The 14,856-nt window shown below is 62.3% G+C and carries 14 protein-coding genes and 1 tRNA gene; 8 read left to right on the forward strand and 7 right to left on the reverse strand.

What is annotated here, in order from left to right:
* Nucleotide 1: 1 nt before the first annotated feature.
* The 8 genes from BLS57_RS05415 to dtd all read left to right on the forward strand — a co-directional run bounded on the left by BLS57_RS05415 (nucleotide 2) and on the right by dtd (nucleotide 7,157).
* Nucleotides 2-916, forward strand: coding sequence for a 5-bromo-4-chloroindolyl phosphate hydrolysis family protein (locus BLS57_RS05415; RefSeq protein ID WP_093739929.1), 915 nt, complete (start codon nucleotides 2-4; stop codon nucleotides 914-916).
* A complete protein-coding gene (locus BLS57_RS05420) occupies nucleotides 916-2,112 on the forward strand; it encodes a toxic anion resistance protein (protein ID WP_093739931.1) in 1,197 nt (398 codons plus the stop codon). Before BLS57_RS05415 ends, BLS57_RS05420 begins: the two co-directional genes overlap by 1 nt.
* 7 nt (nucleotides 2,113-2,119) lie before the next feature.
* Entirely contained in the window at nucleotides 2,120-3,097 is a 978-nt protein-coding gene (locus BLS57_RS05425; protein WP_244153604.1) for a DUF2927 domain-containing protein, read from the forward strand.
* 37 nt (nucleotides 3,098-3,134) lie between these two features.
* Complete coding sequence (locus tag BLS57_RS05430) at nucleotides 3,135-4,253, forward strand: SPFH domain-containing protein (RefSeq protein WP_093739935.1); 1,119 nt, start codon at nucleotides 3,135-3,137, stop codon at nucleotides 4,251-4,253.
* 49 nt (nucleotides 4,254-4,302) lie between these two features.
* Complete coding sequence (locus BLS57_RS05435) at nucleotides 4,303-4,812, forward strand: cytochrome B (RefSeq protein WP_244153605.1); 510 nt, start codon at nucleotides 4,303-4,305, stop codon at nucleotides 4,810-4,812.
* Nucleotides 4,813-4,919: 107 nt separating this feature from the next.
* Nucleotides 4,920-6,035 carry a TFIIB-type zinc finger domain-containing protein gene (locus BLS57_RS05440; protein WP_093739937.1) on the forward strand — a complete coding sequence of 372 codons (1,116 nt, stop codon included), beginning with the start codon at nucleotides 4,920-4,922 and terminating at the stop codon, nucleotides 6,033-6,035.
* Nucleotides 6,032-6,709 carry a nitroreductase gene (locus BLS57_RS05445; RefSeq protein ID WP_093739939.1) on the forward strand — a complete coding sequence of 226 codons (678 nt, stop codon included), beginning with the start codon at nucleotides 6,032-6,034 and terminating at the stop codon, nucleotides 6,707-6,709. The genes BLS57_RS05440 and BLS57_RS05445 overlap by 4 nt, the downstream gene beginning before the upstream one ends.
* A gap of 1 nt (nucleotide 6,710) precedes the next feature.
* Complete coding sequence (gene dtd / locus BLS57_RS05450) at nucleotides 6,711-7,157, forward strand: D-aminoacyl-tRNA deacylase (RefSeq protein WP_093739941.1); 447 nt, start codon at nucleotides 6,711-6,713, stop codon at nucleotides 7,155-7,157.
* A 272-nt stretch (nucleotides 7,158-7,429) separates the two neighbouring features.
* On the opposite strand, the gene BLS57_RS05455 is transcribed toward dtd, so the two are convergent.
* The 7 genes from BLS57_RS05455 to BLS57_RS05485 form a co-directional block, all read right to left on the reverse strand.
* Complete coding sequence (locus BLS57_RS05455) at nucleotides 7,430-7,693, reverse strand: hypothetical protein (RefSeq protein WP_093739943.1); 264 nt, start codon at nucleotides 7,691-7,693, stop codon at nucleotides 7,430-7,432.
* Between the two features lie 4 nt (nucleotides 7,694-7,697).
* Nucleotides 7,698-7,928: a DUF1127 domain-containing protein gene (locus tag BLS57_RS05460; protein ID WP_093739945.1), complete on the reverse strand. Its 231-nt coding sequence runs from the start codon at nucleotides 7,926-7,928 to the stop codon at nucleotides 7,698-7,700.
* Nucleotides 7,929-8,369: 441 nt separating this feature from the next.
* Complete coding sequence (locus BLS57_RS05465; protein WP_093739947.1) at nucleotides 8,370-10,253, reverse strand: acyl-CoA synthetase; 1,884 nt, start codon at nucleotides 10,251-10,253, stop codon at nucleotides 8,370-8,372.
* 136 nt (nucleotides 10,254-10,389) lie between these two features.
* Nucleotides 10,390-12,198 (reverse strand): ABC transporter transmembrane domain-containing protein, encoded by a 1,809-nt coding sequence (locus tag BLS57_RS05470; protein WP_093739949.1) that lies wholly within the window; start codon nucleotides 12,196-12,198, stop codon nucleotides 10,390-10,392.
* A 130-nt stretch (nucleotides 12,199-12,328) separates the two neighbouring features.
* Nucleotides 12,329-13,339 (reverse strand): purine-nucleoside phosphorylase, encoded by a 1,011-nt coding sequence (locus BLS57_RS05475; RefSeq protein ID WP_093739951.1) that lies wholly within the window; start codon nucleotides 13,337-13,339, stop codon nucleotides 12,329-12,331.
* A 135-nt stretch (nucleotides 13,340-13,474) separates the two neighbouring features.
* Nucleotides 13,475-13,548, reverse strand: a tRNA-Gly gene (locus BLS57_RS05480).
* A gap of 447 nt (nucleotides 13,549-13,995) precedes the next feature.
* On the reverse strand, nucleotides 13,996-14,856 hold an 861-nt coding region (locus BLS57_RS05485), incomplete at its 5' end, for an Ig-like domain-containing protein (protein ID WP_208597520.1).

Raw genomic sequence — 14,856 nt, forward strand, 5'->3', positions numbered from 1 at the left:
CATGGCGCAACGGTTTGGTGGGCAGTATAGCCCCGACCCCAAAAACACGCCCGGCGACACGCCACGCCCCCGGCCAAAGTTGCGCGTCAATCCGGTTGGCGGGCGGGTGAACCTCTTGTTCCTGCCGCCTGTGGTGCTGGCTGTGACCTCCTTCACCGGGGGTGCCAGCACGCTGGTGCTGGGGCTGATCGGCGCCTTTCTGCTGGCCTCCGGCGTCTGGCTGCTGCGCGAAGGTCTGCTCGCCGAAGCCGAATACCACGACCGCAAAGTCGCCCGCCGCCCGACCTTCCCGCGCAAGATTTTCGCGGCACTGCTGGCGGGACTGGGCGCTGCCGTCGCGGCCTATAGCTCCGAGCCGGGCGTCGTGGCCCCGGTGCTCTTTGGCCTTACCGCAGGCGGGTTGCACCTCGCCGCATTTGGCATTGATCCGTTGAAAAACAAAGGGATGGAAGGCGTCGATACTTTCCAGCAGGACCGCGTCGCTCGTGTGGTGGATGAGGCCGAAAAACTGCTCGCCAGCATGGGCAGCGCGATCAAACGCGCAGGCGACCGGCGCGCCGAAGCACGGCTGGCCGAATTCCAAGACACCGCCCGCACACTGATCCGCACGGTTGAGGAAGACCCCCGCGATCTGACCGCCGCGCGCAAATACCTTGTCGTCTACCTGCGCGGCGCGCATGATGCGACGGTGAAGTTTGCTGACCTATACGCCCGCAACCGCGATGAAAAAGCCCGCGACGATTACCTCGCGCTGCTGGACGATCTGGACGAGAATTTCGCCGCCCGCACGGCGAAATCCCTGCTGGATGACCGCAGCGATCTGAATGTCGAAATCGACGTGCTGCGCGCGCGTCTCTCCCGCGAGGGGGTCCGGTTGGAACAACCCGCCCCTGCCAATTCTAAGGAAGATATTTGATGACCGAAGCCGTCCGCGAAAAAGCTGCCCAGTCTCAAGGGCTCGTCGAAGAAGTTAACGCCCACATTTTGCCCGAGCCATCGGATGCCAATGCCATCGTGCCCTTGGCCAAGGCCGACCCGACTCAAAGCATCGAGATCGAAAAACGCATGGCCGAGATTGACGTGACCGACACGCAGTCGATCGTCAGCTTCGGCTCTGCCGCGCAATCGGAATTGCAAGAGATCAGCCAGTCGATGCTCGCCGACGTGCGCAACAAGGACGTGGGCCCGGCGGGCGACAGTCTGCGGTCGATGGTCAGCGCGATCCGGGGCTTCTCGGTGTCGGAACTGGACGTGCGGCGCAAGCAAAGCTGGTGGGAAAAATTGCTGGGCCGCGCCACGCCTTTCGCCAAGTTCACCGCGCGCTTTGAGGAAGTGCAAAGCCAGATCGACCGGATCACCGACAATCTGCTCGGCCATGAACACACGCTGCTGAAAGACATTAAATCGCTCGACCTGCTCTATGAAAAGACGCTGCAATTCTACGATGAACTGGCGCTCTATATCGCGGCAGGTGAGGCCAAGATCACCGAGTTGGATCATAAGACGATCCCCGCCAAACAGACTGCGCTCGACAAAGCCAAGGATGAGAATCAGGTGATGATGGCGCAGGAGCTGCGCGACCTGCGCGCCGCCCGCGATGATCTGGAACGCCGGGTGCATGACCTTAAGCTCACGCGGCAGGTCACCATGCAGTCCCTGCCCTCGATCCGGCTGGTGCAGGAGAACGACAAAAGCCTTGTGACCAAGATCAACTCGACCTTGGTCAACACCGTGCCGCTGTGGGAAACCCAACTGGCGCAGGCGGTCACCATTCAGCGCAGCTCTGAGGCGGCGAATGCGGTGCGTGAGGCCAATGACCTGACCAATGAATTGCTGACCTCCAACGCCAAGAACCTGCGCGACAGCAACAAGGTGATCCGTCAGGAAATGGAGCGCGGGGTCTTTGATATTGAGGCCGTGAAACAGGCCAACGAAGATCTGATTGGCACCATCGAAGAATCGCTGCAAATTGCCGACGAAGGCAAAGCCAAACGCGCTGCTGCCGAGCAAGAGTTGCAAGAGATGGAAACCCGTCTGCGCGATACGCTGGCCTCGGCCAAGGCCCGAGAGACCGGGCTAGGCGATGCCACCGGCGGTGCAGTCCCAAACTGAGGTTCTGGTGAAGAAAGCGGAAGTGTTTAGACGTCTGCAGCGTCCTCTGCAGAGCGGTATTGTGCTGGCCTTAGGGCTGGCGCTGTCGGCCTGTGTCGACCCGCCGAGAACGCCCCAAAGCGTCGCCAAACCACAGGCGCGGCCCGAGGCACCGGCCCCGCGCCCGCCGCAGGTTGCCCGCCCCACCTCGCAGAAAAGCGCGATGCTGCGCAGCTATCTGCATCAGGTGGAAAAGGCGCAGTTGGAACAAGGGCTTTTGCGCCGTGATGGCGGCGGGGAAGACACGCCTTTCACCGCTGACATGCTGGCGCGCAATTTCGAGCAGATTGCGCTTTATAACGAATATGACGGCAATTTCGCCGGACGTGGCGGCCAAAGCCCCCTGCGCCGCTGGGAATCCCCCATTCGCATGGGCATCCTGTTTGGCGAGTCGGTTACCCCCTCGCAACGCCGCACCGACACGATCAATATCGAAGCCTATGCCCGTCGCTTGGCACGCATCACCGGCCATCCGATCTCGACCACCGGCATTCCGAATTTCATGGTGATCGTGGCTTCGGAAGATGACCGTGTCGAAACACTCGCACAGGCCGCGCAGCAGGTCCCCGGGGTCAGCGCGTCTTCGTTGCGGGCCATGCGCAACATGCGCCGCGACACTTACTGCGCCGTGGCCGCCTATGCTGCGGGGAGCAACCCCAATGTCTATACCGCCGCCGTGGCCGTGATCCGCTCGGAAAACCCGGGCTTGCTGCGGCTGTCCTGTATCCATGAGGAACTGGCGCAAGGCTTGGGGCTGGCCAATGACTACCCCGCCGCACGGCCCTCGATCTTTAACGATGACGACGAATTCGCGCTGCTGACGGATCAGGACGAGCTGCTGCTCAAGATGCTCTACGATCCCCGCTTGCGCCCCGGCATGACAGCAGACGAGGTCAATCCCCGCACCCGCATCATCGCCCGCGAGTTGACGGACGGGCCCTTGTAGCGCACCCTTTAGCCTTACCGACAGAAGGACCATTCTCATGGGCATTTTCGATTTCCTCTCCGGCCAGTTCATCGACGTCATTCACTGGACGGACGAGACCCGCGACACGATGGTCTGGCGCTTTGAGCGTGAGGGTCATGAGATCAAATACGGTGCCAAGCTGACGGTGCGCGAAGGGCAAGCGGCGGTCTTTGTGCATGAAGGGCAGCTGGCGGATGTCTTCACCCCCGGTCTCTATATGCTCGAGACCAATAACATGCCGATCATGACCTCGCTGCAGCATTGGGACCATGGCTTCAAGAGCCCGTTCAAGTCCGAGATCTATTTCGTCAACACGACCCGGTTTAACGACCTGAAATGGGGCACCAAGAACCCGATCATCGCCCGCGACCCTGAGTTCGGCCCGGTGCGTCTGCGCGCCTTTGGCACCTATTCGGTGCGCGTCAGCGACCCTGCGCGTTTCCTGACCGAGATTGTCGGGACAGATGGCGAGTTTACGATGGACGAGATCTCTTTCCAGATCCGCAACATCATCGTGCAGGCGTTTTCCCGCACCTTGGCAAGCTCGGGCATTCCGGTGCTCGACATGGCGGCGAACACACGTGAGTTGGGTCAGTTGGTCGGCAAGGAAATCGAAGCCCAGATCGCGGAATACGGTCTGGCGATGCCGGAGCTTTATATCGAGAACATCTCCCTGCCGCCTGCGGTCGAGGCGGTGATGGACAAGCGCACCTCAATGGGTGTGGTTGGAAATCTCAATGAATACATGCAGTTCCAAGCCGCCGAAGCGCTTGGCCGCGATGGAGCGGGGGGTGCTGCGATGCAAACCGGCCTCGGCGCGGGCTTGGGCATGAGCATGGCGCAGGCCGCCACCGCGCAGGCTGGGCCTTGGGGCGCGCGCCCTGCCGCGACGGCAGCGCCGGTAGCGCCACCGCCCCCGCCGGTGGAAAAGGTCTGGCACATCGCCGAAAACGGCGCGACCTCAGGCCCGTTTTCCAAAGCCGCGATGGGACGCAAGGCGAGCGAAGGCAACCTTGGCCGCGACAGCATGGTCTGGACGCCGGGCCAAGATGGCTGGCAGCGGGCCGAGGATGTGGCAGAGCTTGCGCAGCTCTTTACCGTCATGCCGCCACCCCCGCCGCCCCCTGCGCCGTGACATTTCGCGGGGCGCGAAACTCTCGCCCCCGGTTGCGCGTGTCTGCCCTATGACCGCGCGTTTCAAATTCCCCCACCGCCGCAGCGCCCTAAAGGCGCTGCATTGGTCGATGGTGCCGCTGCTGATCTGGTTCATCCTCGTCACCCCCGCCGATGTACTGCCCTTTGGCCAAGCGGCCTTTCGCATTCACTCCCTCCTCGGGCTGGTCTTCGTCACGGCCTGCCTGCTCTGGACCGCCGACTACCTGCGCCGCGGTCTAGCCAGCCGTCCGGGACCAAAACTGCCACCCTGGGCGCGGCGCGTGCACCAAGGAATGCACCGCGCGCTGATCTGGGGGCTGTTCGGGGTCGCGCTGACCGGGTTCCTCTTGGGCCTCACCGCGCCGCGCCTGTTCATGGCCGGGGGCATCCTGCCGGTGGCCCCACCGCTCGACCTGCCCCGCGCCCATGATCTGGTCGGCAAGGTCCACATCTTTGAGTTCTACCTTCTGGCCGCCCTCGCCGGAGCGCATGGGCTGTTTCACTCTGGCGACACCTTCATCTGCGTGACAACGCGCTGAGGATCATGGCCCCCAAAATCTTGCACCGGTTTTTGTGAGCACAGGTCTGGCCCGCACCGCGCATCGCCGCTAGGCTCGGCTCCGATTGCCCTAGCAAAGCCACCGCCATGCCCCCCATCGACCAGCCCCCCGCAGCCCCGCTCGAAGAACACCGTTTCCCCTGTGACACCTGCGGGTCGGACATGCGCTTTGACCCCGCGCAGACGCTGCTGGTCTGCGACCATTGCGGCAATGTCGAGCCGATCGACGGGACCGGACGCCACGCTTCGGCCATCGCCGAGCAAGATTTCCGCGCCGGGCTGCAAGCCGCCCTGCCCGCCGCCGAGATGGAAGAGACCCGCGTCACCACCTGCCCCAACTGCGCGGCGCAGGTGGAGTTCGAGCCCGGCAAACACGCCACCGAATGTCCCTTCTGCGCCACGCCCATCGTGATCGACACCGGCACCAACCGCCACATCAAACCCCGCGCCGTGCTGCCCTTTGCCCAATCCGAAGAAAGCGCGCGCGGTGCAATGAAAGACTGGCTCGGCAGCCTCTGGTTCGCGCCCAATGGCCTGCAACAATATGCCCGCAAGGGGCGGAAAATGCAGGGAATTTACGTACCCTACTGGACCTATGACGCGCGGACGGCCTCCAGCTATCGCGGCGAGCGGGGCACGGTCTATTACGTGACCCAAACGGTCATGCGCAACGGCAAGCGGGTGCGGCAACAGGTGCCGAAAGTGCGCTGGCGCAGTGCCTCGGGCCGGGTGGCGCGCTTCTTTGACGATGTGCTGGTGCTGGCCTCACGCTCCCTGCCCAAGAAACACACCGACGCGTTGCACCCTTGGGACCTGTCGTCGCTGGAACCCTATGCGCCGGAATACCTCGCCGGGTTCAGGGCCGAGGCTTATGGCGTGTCATTGGAAGAAGGCTTTACCCAAGCCCGCGCCCATATGGACCGGGTGATCGAGCGCGACGTGAAATTCGACATCGGCGGCGACCGCCAGCGGGTGCATGACATCCAGACGCAGGTGAGCGATGTGACCTTCAAACATATCCTGCTGCCGGTCTGGCTCGCGGCCTATAAATACCGCGGCAAGACCTACCGTTTCGTCGTCAATGGCCACTCTGGCAAGGTGCAGGGCGAACGCCCCTATTCCGCGATCAAGATCACCATCGCCGTGGTGCTAGGGCTGATCGCCGCCGCCATCGTCGGCTATTTTGTGGCACAGCAGCAATGACCGAAACCTTCGACGCCTTCTCAGACCTCCTGCGCGCCCGCTACTCCTGCCGCGCCTTCCGGCCTGATCCGCTGCCAGAGGCCACGATCACCCAGATCGTCAGCGCCGCCCGCCATGTGCCCTCGTGGTGCAACGCGCAGCCTTGGCAACTCACCATCACGCGGGGCGAGGCCACCGAACGGTTCCGCGCGGCCCTGCTCGACGCGGCAAACAGCGATGCCCCGGTCGAGCCGGACCTGCCATGGCCCACAGGCTATTCTGGCGCCTATGCCGAGCGCCGCCGCAGCTGCGGCTTCCAGCTTTATGACGCCGTCGGCATCGCCAAATCCGACCGCGCCGCCCGCAAAGCGCAGATGTTGCGCAACTTCGCGCTCTTCGACGCGCCCCATGTGGCCATCGTGACCTCTCCCGCTGAACTTGGCCCCTATGGCGCGATGGACTGCGGCGGTTTTGTGTCGGCCTTCACACTCGCCGCCACCGCCCTCGGCATCGCGAGCATCCCGCAAGCCGCCATCGCCTCCTACGCCCCGCTGGTGCGCGACCATCTGGACCTGCCCGCCGACCGGCTGGTCCTCTGCGCAATCTCCTTTGGCCTGCCAGATATCGAGCATCCGGCCAATAAGTTCCGCACCGAACGGGCCGCGCCCGAAACGATCATCGACTGGAAGGACTGAAATGCGCGCGCTTTTGCAACGGGTGACCGAAGCTTCGGTCACGGTCGAAGAAGATATTGTCGGAAAGATCGGCCCGGGCCTGTTAATCCTCGTCTGTGCCATGCCCGAAGACACCTCCGAGACCGCCGAAAAACTGGCGCTCAAAGTGTCTAAACTACGCCTGTTCAAAGATAACGCGGGCAAGATGAACCTAAGCCTCACCCAAACCGGCGGCGCGGCCCTGGTGGTCAGCCAGTTCACCCTCGCCGCCGACACCTCCCGCGGCAATCGACCCGGCTTCTCCGGCGCGGCAAAGCCCGAAATGGCAGAGGCACTTTATAAAAAGTTTGCCCAACATCTCAGCGCACTCGGCATCCCAGTAGAAACGGGCCGCTTCGGCGCGGACATGTCGGTCGCCTTGACCAACGATGGCCCGGTCACTCTTTGGCTCGACAGCGCGGCCCCCTAACTCTTTTTGGCCAAAAATACTTTCGGAGGGGGTGCGGGGGAGGCAGACACCCTCCCCCGATGTCCGTCGCGGCAGGCAGGCCCCCATCTGTCAGAAAAGCATGGGCCGGCAAGCTTGGGAGGAGGTAAGCTTGCCGGCCGGTATAACGGGTCCGGGAGGAGGTGGACCGTTAATATGCGGCGTCAGAGCAGCCCGGGAGGAGGTGGGCGTCCGACCCCTGACAATGGCGCGATCAGGCGCGCCATTGATCTCTTGCGGTCATAAGTCGGGGCTTACAGACCGTCGTATTCTTCGGTGACCAGCGCGCGGGCGTGCTGGGGGATGTCGTCACGCGCGATCCCGGCGGAGGCCAGTTGCTCGTCGGTCATTCCGTTCAGCACCGACTGCATGCGCGAGATTTGCATCTGGGTCACGCCAGCGGCGAAACCTGCGCGGAGCTTGGTGCCCAAAGTGCCGGCGGTGGCCGATACATTGGAAAGAACGTCCCGCAGGGGGGCGCTATGGGAGGCGGCGGTAAGGGTATGTGTCAGTTTCATCGGTTCAGTCCTTCAAAAGTTCTTCGCGGGCGAGGCGACGGATGTCACAGCGTACGACGCCAAAGTCGGCCAATTCGCGGTCGCTGAGCGCCCGGAGCTCGGACAGGGTGCGTCGGTAGGACGCGTGGCGGGCCCAAGCCTTCGTCGTGGCTGTCCAGAACGACGCAAAGCGGCTGCGCGGCCCCTTAAATGCGCCCAGAGGCGCGCTGCGGTCTTGTGTAAGTGCCATCGACATGGTGCGGCTCCTTTCAGAATGCTGCGGTGCAACATCAATGCTGCAATGCAGAGTTAGTCCGCCCCTGGGAGGTTTTAAACTGCCAAATGCGCATAGGCGCTATGTTCTCAGCGAAGGGCGCGATCTTGCTTTCCCTTTGGTCAAGAAAGCCTTCTAAATAAGCGCTTTGCGAAAAATTGACGGGTTTTGTCGGGGCAAATGGGGGCCTTTGAAACGCCCCATACGGTAGCGGATTGGGCACCGACCGCCCTCCCCGTAGAGGGTGACTTTGCGGGGTTTCGGCAGGCGGAATTGGGGTGCGCGGCGAGGCACAGCGCCAGACATTCAGGATTTATCGCCCTCTAAGGACGGTGCCGCCCGCCGCACCAAACTGCGCGGCGGAAATGCAAAACCGCCGGCCTTTCGGCCGACGGTTCTGGTCTTCTACATCGTCGAGAAAGCTTAGGCCGTCGCAGGCTCCCATGGGCGGGTATAGACGCTGAGCACTTTGCCGACTTCCTCGTGGCTGGCACCGTTCATCGTCACCTGTGCCACCAGACCGCGCTTCTTGTCGTCGGTCACCTCGGTCACCCGTGCGGCGCAATCGGCTTTTTCCAGACTGCCGTTATAAATCCGGGTGATCGCATTTTTACGCAGATCGGGTTTGAAAATCTTGCCCACCGCGGTTTTGGGCAGTTCATCCATGATCGTAAGATGCTTTGGCTGCGCCGCGCGTTCCGTCACCTTCTCGCGCACAAACGCCAACAGTTCTTCCTCGCTCGTCTCGCCGCCGTCGACCAGTTCGACAAAGGCGCAGGGCACCTCGCCCGCATGGGCGTCAGGCTGGCCGATGGCGCCAGCGAAGGCCACGGCTTCATGGCCCAGCAGCGCCTCTTCGATCTCCGCCGGGTCAATGTTGTGACCGCCACGAATGATCAGGTCCTTGGCGCGGCCCGTGATCCAGATATAGCCGTCGCCGTCGATCCGGCCCAGATCGCCTGTGCGCAGGTATTTGCCGTGGTAGAAGAGGTCTTTGTTCTTCTCTTCCTCGACATAGGTATGGCCCGCAAAGACGCCGGGGTTCGACACGCAGATTTCGCCAATCTCATCCACATCGGCGTCGATCGGACCGTCCGGCGTGTTCTTGATGATGCGCACGTCGGTATAGGGAAAAGCGATGCCGATGGAGCCGACCTTTTTAATGCCGTCCGTCGGGTTACAGGACACCAGACAGGTCGCCTCGGTCAGGCCGTAGCCTTCGACCAGCGTGACGCCTGTGGCCTTCTCAAAGCGGCGGAAGAGTTCCAGCGGCAGCGGTGCGGAGCCTGAGAAGGCGGTTTTCACGGTGCTCACGTCCGCATCAATGGGCCGCTGCATCTTGGCCGAAATGGCTGTCGGTACGGTGATGATAAAGGTGATCTTCCAGCGCTCGACCAGCTTCCAGAAGTTGTCGAACACCCCGTCGCCCCGGTAGCCCTGCGGCGTGGGGAAGACCACATGTGCGCCGGAGGCCACGGCGGCCATCAGGATCACGTGGCAGGCAAAAACGTGGAACAGCGGCAGCGGACACATAATGTTGTCGTTTTCGCCAAAGAGCAGGCGATGGCCGAGCCAGCCGTTGTAGATCAGCCCGGAATACTTGTGCTGCGCCACCTTCGGCATGCCGGTTGTGCCGCCCGTGTGGAAATAGCAGGCGACGCGGTCTTCTTGGACGTCTTCGAAGTCCAGCGTGGTGCTCTGCTTGGCGATCTCGGCGTTGAAGTTTTTGTAGGTCGCCTGGTTCTCGGCCAGCCCTTTGGGCCGCACCAGGGGCACGATCCAGCTTTTGGGCGGGGTCAGGTAGCGGACGAGGTCGACCTCAAGCACCGTATGGACGTTGGGCGCGAGCTTGACCGCTTCGGCGGTTTTCTGGGCCACATCCGTCTTGGGGAAAGGCCGCAGGGTGACGACGACAGACGCCCCCACTTCGCGCAGGATCGCGCCGATTTGCTCGGCGTCCAGCAGCGGGTTGATCGGGCTGACGATCCCCGCCACGGCACCACCCAGCAAGGTGATCGTGGTCTCGTTACAGTTCGGCAGCACATAGGCCACGACGTCTTTTTCCCCGATGCCCAGGCTGCGGAACAGGTTCGCGGCCTGTGTCACGCGGCCATGCAGCTCTTTCCAGCTGAGCGTCTCGGCCTTGTCCTTCGGGCCAGAGAAAATCTGGTAGCTGACGGCGTTGTTGTTGGGAAACTTCCCAGCGGTGTTGCTGAGCATGCCATAGAGCGTCTTGGCGATATCGCGGTCTTCCCACGGCATTTCCGCCGCGATGGCGTTGCGGTCCTCGATCCCGGCGAATGTCATTAGGTCTCCTCCCCTGTTGCCGGTATGCCGGCTTGTTCTCCTGTTGCCAGACTGCGGCGAAACGCGCGGTTTCGCAAGCAATCGGCAGCAGGAAACGCTACGTTAACGGGGGTGACGTTGCGCCAGTGGGCTGGCGCTATGCGGCGACGGCCCCATCGGTGAACTGAAGCCGCGCCAGACGGGCGTAGAGACCATCGCTGGCAACCAATTCGTCATGGGTGCCGATGGCGGCGATGCGCCCGGCTTCCATGACGACGATGCGGTCGGCCATTTTCACCGTCGCCAGACGGTGCGCCACGATCAGCGTGGTGCGGTCGGCGCTGAGACGGTCCACGGCGGCTTGCACCAGCCCTTCGCTTTCGGAATCCAGCGCGCTGGTGGCCTCGTCCAGCAGCAGCACGGGCGCGTCGCGCAGGATGGCGCGGGCGATGGCGATGCGTTGCTTTTGCCCGCCCGAGAGCATCACACCGCGTTCGCCGAGATAGCTGTCATAGCTTTCGGGTAGCGCGGTGATGAACTCATGCGCCGCGGCGGCGCGGGCGGCTTCTTCGACTTCGGCATCTGTGGCATCAGGCCGCCCAAAGCGGATGTTTTCCGAGGCCGTGGCGGCAAAGATCACCGGGTCTTGCGGCACCAGCGCCACGGCGCGGCGGAAGTGGTCGCGGGCCATGTCGCGCAGGTCGACCCCGTCGAGGGTGATGCGGCCAGAGGCGGGGTCATAAAAGCGCAGGATCAACTGGATGATGGTGGTCTTGCCCGCGCCCGAGGGGCCGACGAAGGCCACGGTTTCGCCGGGGCGGATGTCGAGGTCGATGCCGTCAAGTGCGGCCACATCGGGCCGCGCGGGATAGGTGAACTGGACGTTTTCAAAGGCAATGTGTCCGGCGACCTTTTCAGGCAGCGTTTGCGCAGTCTCGGGGGCCGGGTCTTTGACCGTGTCCTGCGCTTGCAGCAAGTCGATCAGACGCTCGGTGGCACCCGCAGCGCGTTGCAACTCGCTCCAGATTTCCGAGAGCGCTGCGACGGCCCCGGCGACCATGACGGCATAGATCACGAATTGCACCAACGCGCCCGCGCTCATCGCATCGGCCCGCACGTCGCGCGCGCCGATCCAGAGCACGCCGACCACGCCGGTGAAGACCAGAAAGATCACGATCACGGTCATCGCGGCGCGGGTCTTGATCCGGCGTTGGGCTGCGTCAAAGGAGGCTTCGGTCATCTGCGCGAACTGGCCGCGGCTGGCGGTTTCATGGGTAAAGGCTTGGACCGTTTGCACGGCTGTCAGCGATTCGGAGGCGTTGCCCGAGCTTGCAGCGATCCAGTCTTGGTTCTCGCGGCTCAGCCCGCGCAGGCGGCGGCCCAGTGTCAGGATCGGGATGATCACAGCGGGCACGATCAGCAGCACCAGCCCGGTCAGCTTGGCCGAGGTCAGCAGCATCAGCCCCAGACCACCGGTGAAGATCAGCACATTGCGCAGGGCGATGGAGACCGAAGAGCCGATCACCGAAAGGATCAACGTGGTGTCGGTGGTGATGCGGCTCAGGACTTCGCCGGTCATGATGCGCTCGTAGAACGCCGGGCTCATGCCGATCACGCGATCAAATACCGCACGGCGGATGTCGGCCACGACCCGCTCGCCTAGACGTGTCACCAGCGCATAGCGCAGCCCGGTGCCCACGGCGAGCAGCCCGGCGATGATCAGCGCGGCGAGGAAATACTGGTCGAGCAATGCGGCTTCGTCGGCGCTGAAATTGTCGATCACCCGACGCACGGCCAAAGGCAACGTGAGCGAGATCATCGCCGTCAGCACCAGCGCCGCGCCTGCGGCCGCCATCAGCAACCGGTAGGGCCGCATGAAGGGCATGAGCGCCGCAAGCGCCCCGATCCGCCGCGATTTCTCGCGTTCGTCTTTGGCAGTCGGTGCAGGTGTGGGCGTGCGGGCCATGGGCGTTCCTTTGTCTTTCGACAAAGGTCATGGCGCGGGCATGGGGCGGGGTCAAGCAGGACTGGCCCTTAGGGACAATCTGCCGCCCTGCCCTGCGGCGCTTATGCCAGCGCCGCAGGGGTCGTATCGTTTATTCGGCGGGAAGTGCGGGCACGCCGTCTTTCCATACGTCCCAATCGGCGACGATGCGGTCAACCAAGGGCGCGCCGACGAGGGTGATGTTCTGCACCGTCTCGGCAAAGCCGCCTGCGGTCTCACCCGGCGCGGGGTCGAGGTGCTCCAGCGTGGTTTCATCCGGGTGACCTTGGTCAAAGTTCACCGCGCCGCGCAGGCTGGCGATTCGGTCGGTGCCGTGCAGACGTTTGATGACCAGCGCGATGGCGGCGGCCTCCATTTCGGTGATCATATAGTCGTCGGCTTCGTAAAGCTCGGCCATATACTGCGCCTCTTCCGACAGGCCCGGCCCGTGAAAGAAGGTGTCGCCGGTCATATGGGTGCCGACCTTGACGCTGGGCGCGGCTTGGGCGGCCTCGTCGGGATAGCGCTGGCGGTATTGGCGGGCTGCGTCGCTGTCCTGCATCTCGACCTTTTCAGAAAGGGAAACGCCCCAGTTCACCAGTTGCTCGTTCAGCTCAAAGCGGCGGTAGTCCTCATAGCCCGCGCGCGGCATGAAGACCGGCGCGTCGGGCTCGCCTTCTTCGGGCGCCCAACGGTGGCCGAGGTCATAATCGATAAGCCAGCTGCCCCAGACCACGTCGCCAATAGTCCCGCGAGACGGCGGGGTGCCCGCGACGCCCGAGAGCATGAAATAGGTCTGCGAGAAGTCGTAAGCAGGGTTGAGCAGGATCGCCTGCATAGAGGCCGAGGAGTTCACTTTGCCCATGCCCAGCACCGAGCCGCAGACGCCGTCGTCGTTGCAATACATGTCGGAAAAGGCGCCGGGGATCTCTTGGGCCTCGGCTTCGGTCCAGTATTTCTCGTACCAGTGCTGGAGCTCGCCCGCCCGGTCGCCGGTGTTGTCGCCAATCTCGAACATCGCACCGATGAAGACTTTGACGGGCATGGGTTCCTGCGCGGCCAAGGGCGTGGCAAGGGTGGAGAGGGCCAGACCGGCGAGGCCCGGCGCGAAGTGCTTCAGCATGATATGTCCTTCTTGGATTGCGGCCCCTGCGCAACGCAGCGGCACGGCCCCTATAGAAGGTGACGTAGGGGAAACCAAGCCATTGGCAAGCGATCCGGCGCTTCGGATGCGGAGAGTTGGTCATATGGGAAGTGCTGGAGCGGGCGGCGGGAATCGAACCCGCATCATCAGCTTGGAAGGCTGAGGTCTTACCATTACACAACGCCCGCGCTGCAAAACCATCTACTATTTCATGCCTATGGGAGCGTCAAGTACAGCTGGCTGGCTACGTGCAGATTAGGGATTTAAGCGACGGCATTCGGGCTAAAGCGGTGCAGGAGACTGATCAATCGCGATTGTATTGTTTTGAGCCTACCGGGCAACGCAAGTTGCTGAAATTTACTTCATCGTAGCCGCATTGTTCGCCTATTGGTGTAATCGCTAAGTACCATTTGGCCGAAATAGCGCATGCCTTGGCCCTGAGGCGCTTTCAGCTTCTTCCCATCTGTCACTTTTGCCCTCCTAACTTGGTACGCCATAAATGACCTTAAGAGACCGCGCTTCTTCGTTAAAATGGCAGCGCTTATCCTGCGCACCACGCGTTTTCTTCTGACAATGCCACGCTGATTAATGGCCGCCGCCCAGTTCTGGGCGAGCGGCGCATCAATCTTATGCTGCTACAGGAAGAGGAAGTCATCCTCCGTCAGGTTGCCGACAGTGACACCCGTCAAGGTGACGCTGGCCCCGCCGAAGTTTACAAAGGCGTCCCCATCCACTTGTGTCAACGAAAGTTCAGAAAAAGAGCTGGCTTTGAGGTTCTCTCCTACGACCAATAGATCGGCCCCAATCTCAAAATCCAAAACGAGATCGCTTCCGTGGGATCGCTCAAAATGGAACTCGTCGCTACCCTCGCCACCAATTAGCGTATCGTCGCCGCGCCCTCCAACCAGAGTATCGTTGCCGCTGTTACCACTCAGAATATCCGCGCCGTTCTCCCCGAAAAGTTCGTCGTTACCAGCTCCGCCGCCAATAATGTCGTCACCATTTCCAGAACGGATAGTATCGTCCCCACTGAGGCCAAATAGCTCTTGAATACCATTCCGCGTCACAATCAGATCATCCTGAGACGTACCCACGGAGTCTGAACTGAGAGCGTCGATAGTGAAAAAGACATCCCCCGTGGCCGAACCACCTTCACCATCTGTAAGCGTATATTGAAAGCAATCCTCTCCAACAAAGTAGTCGCTGGGAGAGTAGATGAAGCTACCGTCTGACTGAACAAAGACGGTGCCGCCCTCCTTAGTTTGATATTCTCCGGGCAACACTGAAAGCGGATCGCCATCTACGTCACTGTCCTCACCGTTTCCGTTGTCATCAAGAAAATTACCGACAACGTCCTGCCCCCTGAGACCGGCAAAGGCATCTGTAGACGCAATTGGGAGATCATTCGTGCCGGTCACCGTCACCGTGACCAAGGCCGAGGAGGTCCCGCCATTGCCGTCGCTGATCTCGTAGAGGATCTCCACCGTCGCCGTCTC

Origin of the sequence: Sulfitobacter delicatus (assembly GCF_900102535.1) — a bacterium.
Taxonomy (GTDB): Bacteria; Pseudomonadota; Alphaproteobacteria; order Rhodobacterales; family Rhodobacteraceae; genus Sulfitobacter; species Sulfitobacter delicatus.

Bases quoted from the DNA above. Each gene is read 5' to 3' on its own strand.
- BLS57_RS05415 (WP_093739929.1), top strand. From the start codon at position 2: ATGGCGCAACGGTTTGGTGGGCAGTATAGCCCCGACCCCAAAAACACG.
- BLS57_RS05420 (WP_093739931.1), top strand. From the start codon at position 916: ATGACCGAAGCCGTCCGCGAAAAAGCTGCCCAGTCTCAAGGGCTCGTC.
- BLS57_RS05430 (WP_093739935.1), top strand. From the start codon at position 3,135: ATGGGCATTTTCGATTTCCTCTCCGGCCAGTTCATCGACGTCATTCAC.
- BLS57_RS05435 (WP_244153605.1), top strand. From the start codon at position 4,303: ATGACCGCGCGTTTCAAATTCCCCCACCGCCGCAGCGCCCTAAAGGCG.
- BLS57_RS05440 (WP_093739937.1), top strand. From the start codon at position 4,920: ATGCCCCCCATCGACCAGCCCCCCGCAGCCCCGCTCGAAGAACACCGT.
- BLS57_RS05445 (WP_093739939.1), top strand. From the start codon at position 6,032: ATGACCGAAACCTTCGACGCCTTCTCAGACCTCCTGCGCGCCCGCTAC.
- dtd (WP_093739941.1), top strand. From the start codon at position 6,711: ATGCGCGCGCTTTTGCAACGGGTGACCGAAGCTTCGGTCACGGTCGAA.
- BLS57_RS05455 (WP_093739943.1), bottom strand. From the start codon at position 7,693: ATGAAACTGACACATACCCTTACCGCCGCCTCCCATAGCGCCCCCCTG.
- BLS57_RS05460 (WP_093739945.1), bottom strand. From the start codon at position 7,928: ATGTCGATGGCACTTACACAAGACCGCAGCGCGCCTCTGGGCGCATTT.
- BLS57_RS05465 (WP_093739947.1), bottom strand. From the start codon at position 10,253: ATGACATTCGCCGGGATCGAGGACCGCAACGCCATCGCGGCGGAAATG.
- BLS57_RS05470 (WP_093739949.1), bottom strand. From the start codon at position 12,198: ATGGCCCGCACGCCCACACCTGCACCGACTGCCAAAGACGAACGCGAG.
- BLS57_RS05475 (WP_093739951.1), bottom strand. From the start codon at position 13,339: ATGCTGAAGCACTTCGCGCCGGGCCTCGCCGGTCTGGCCCTCTCCACC.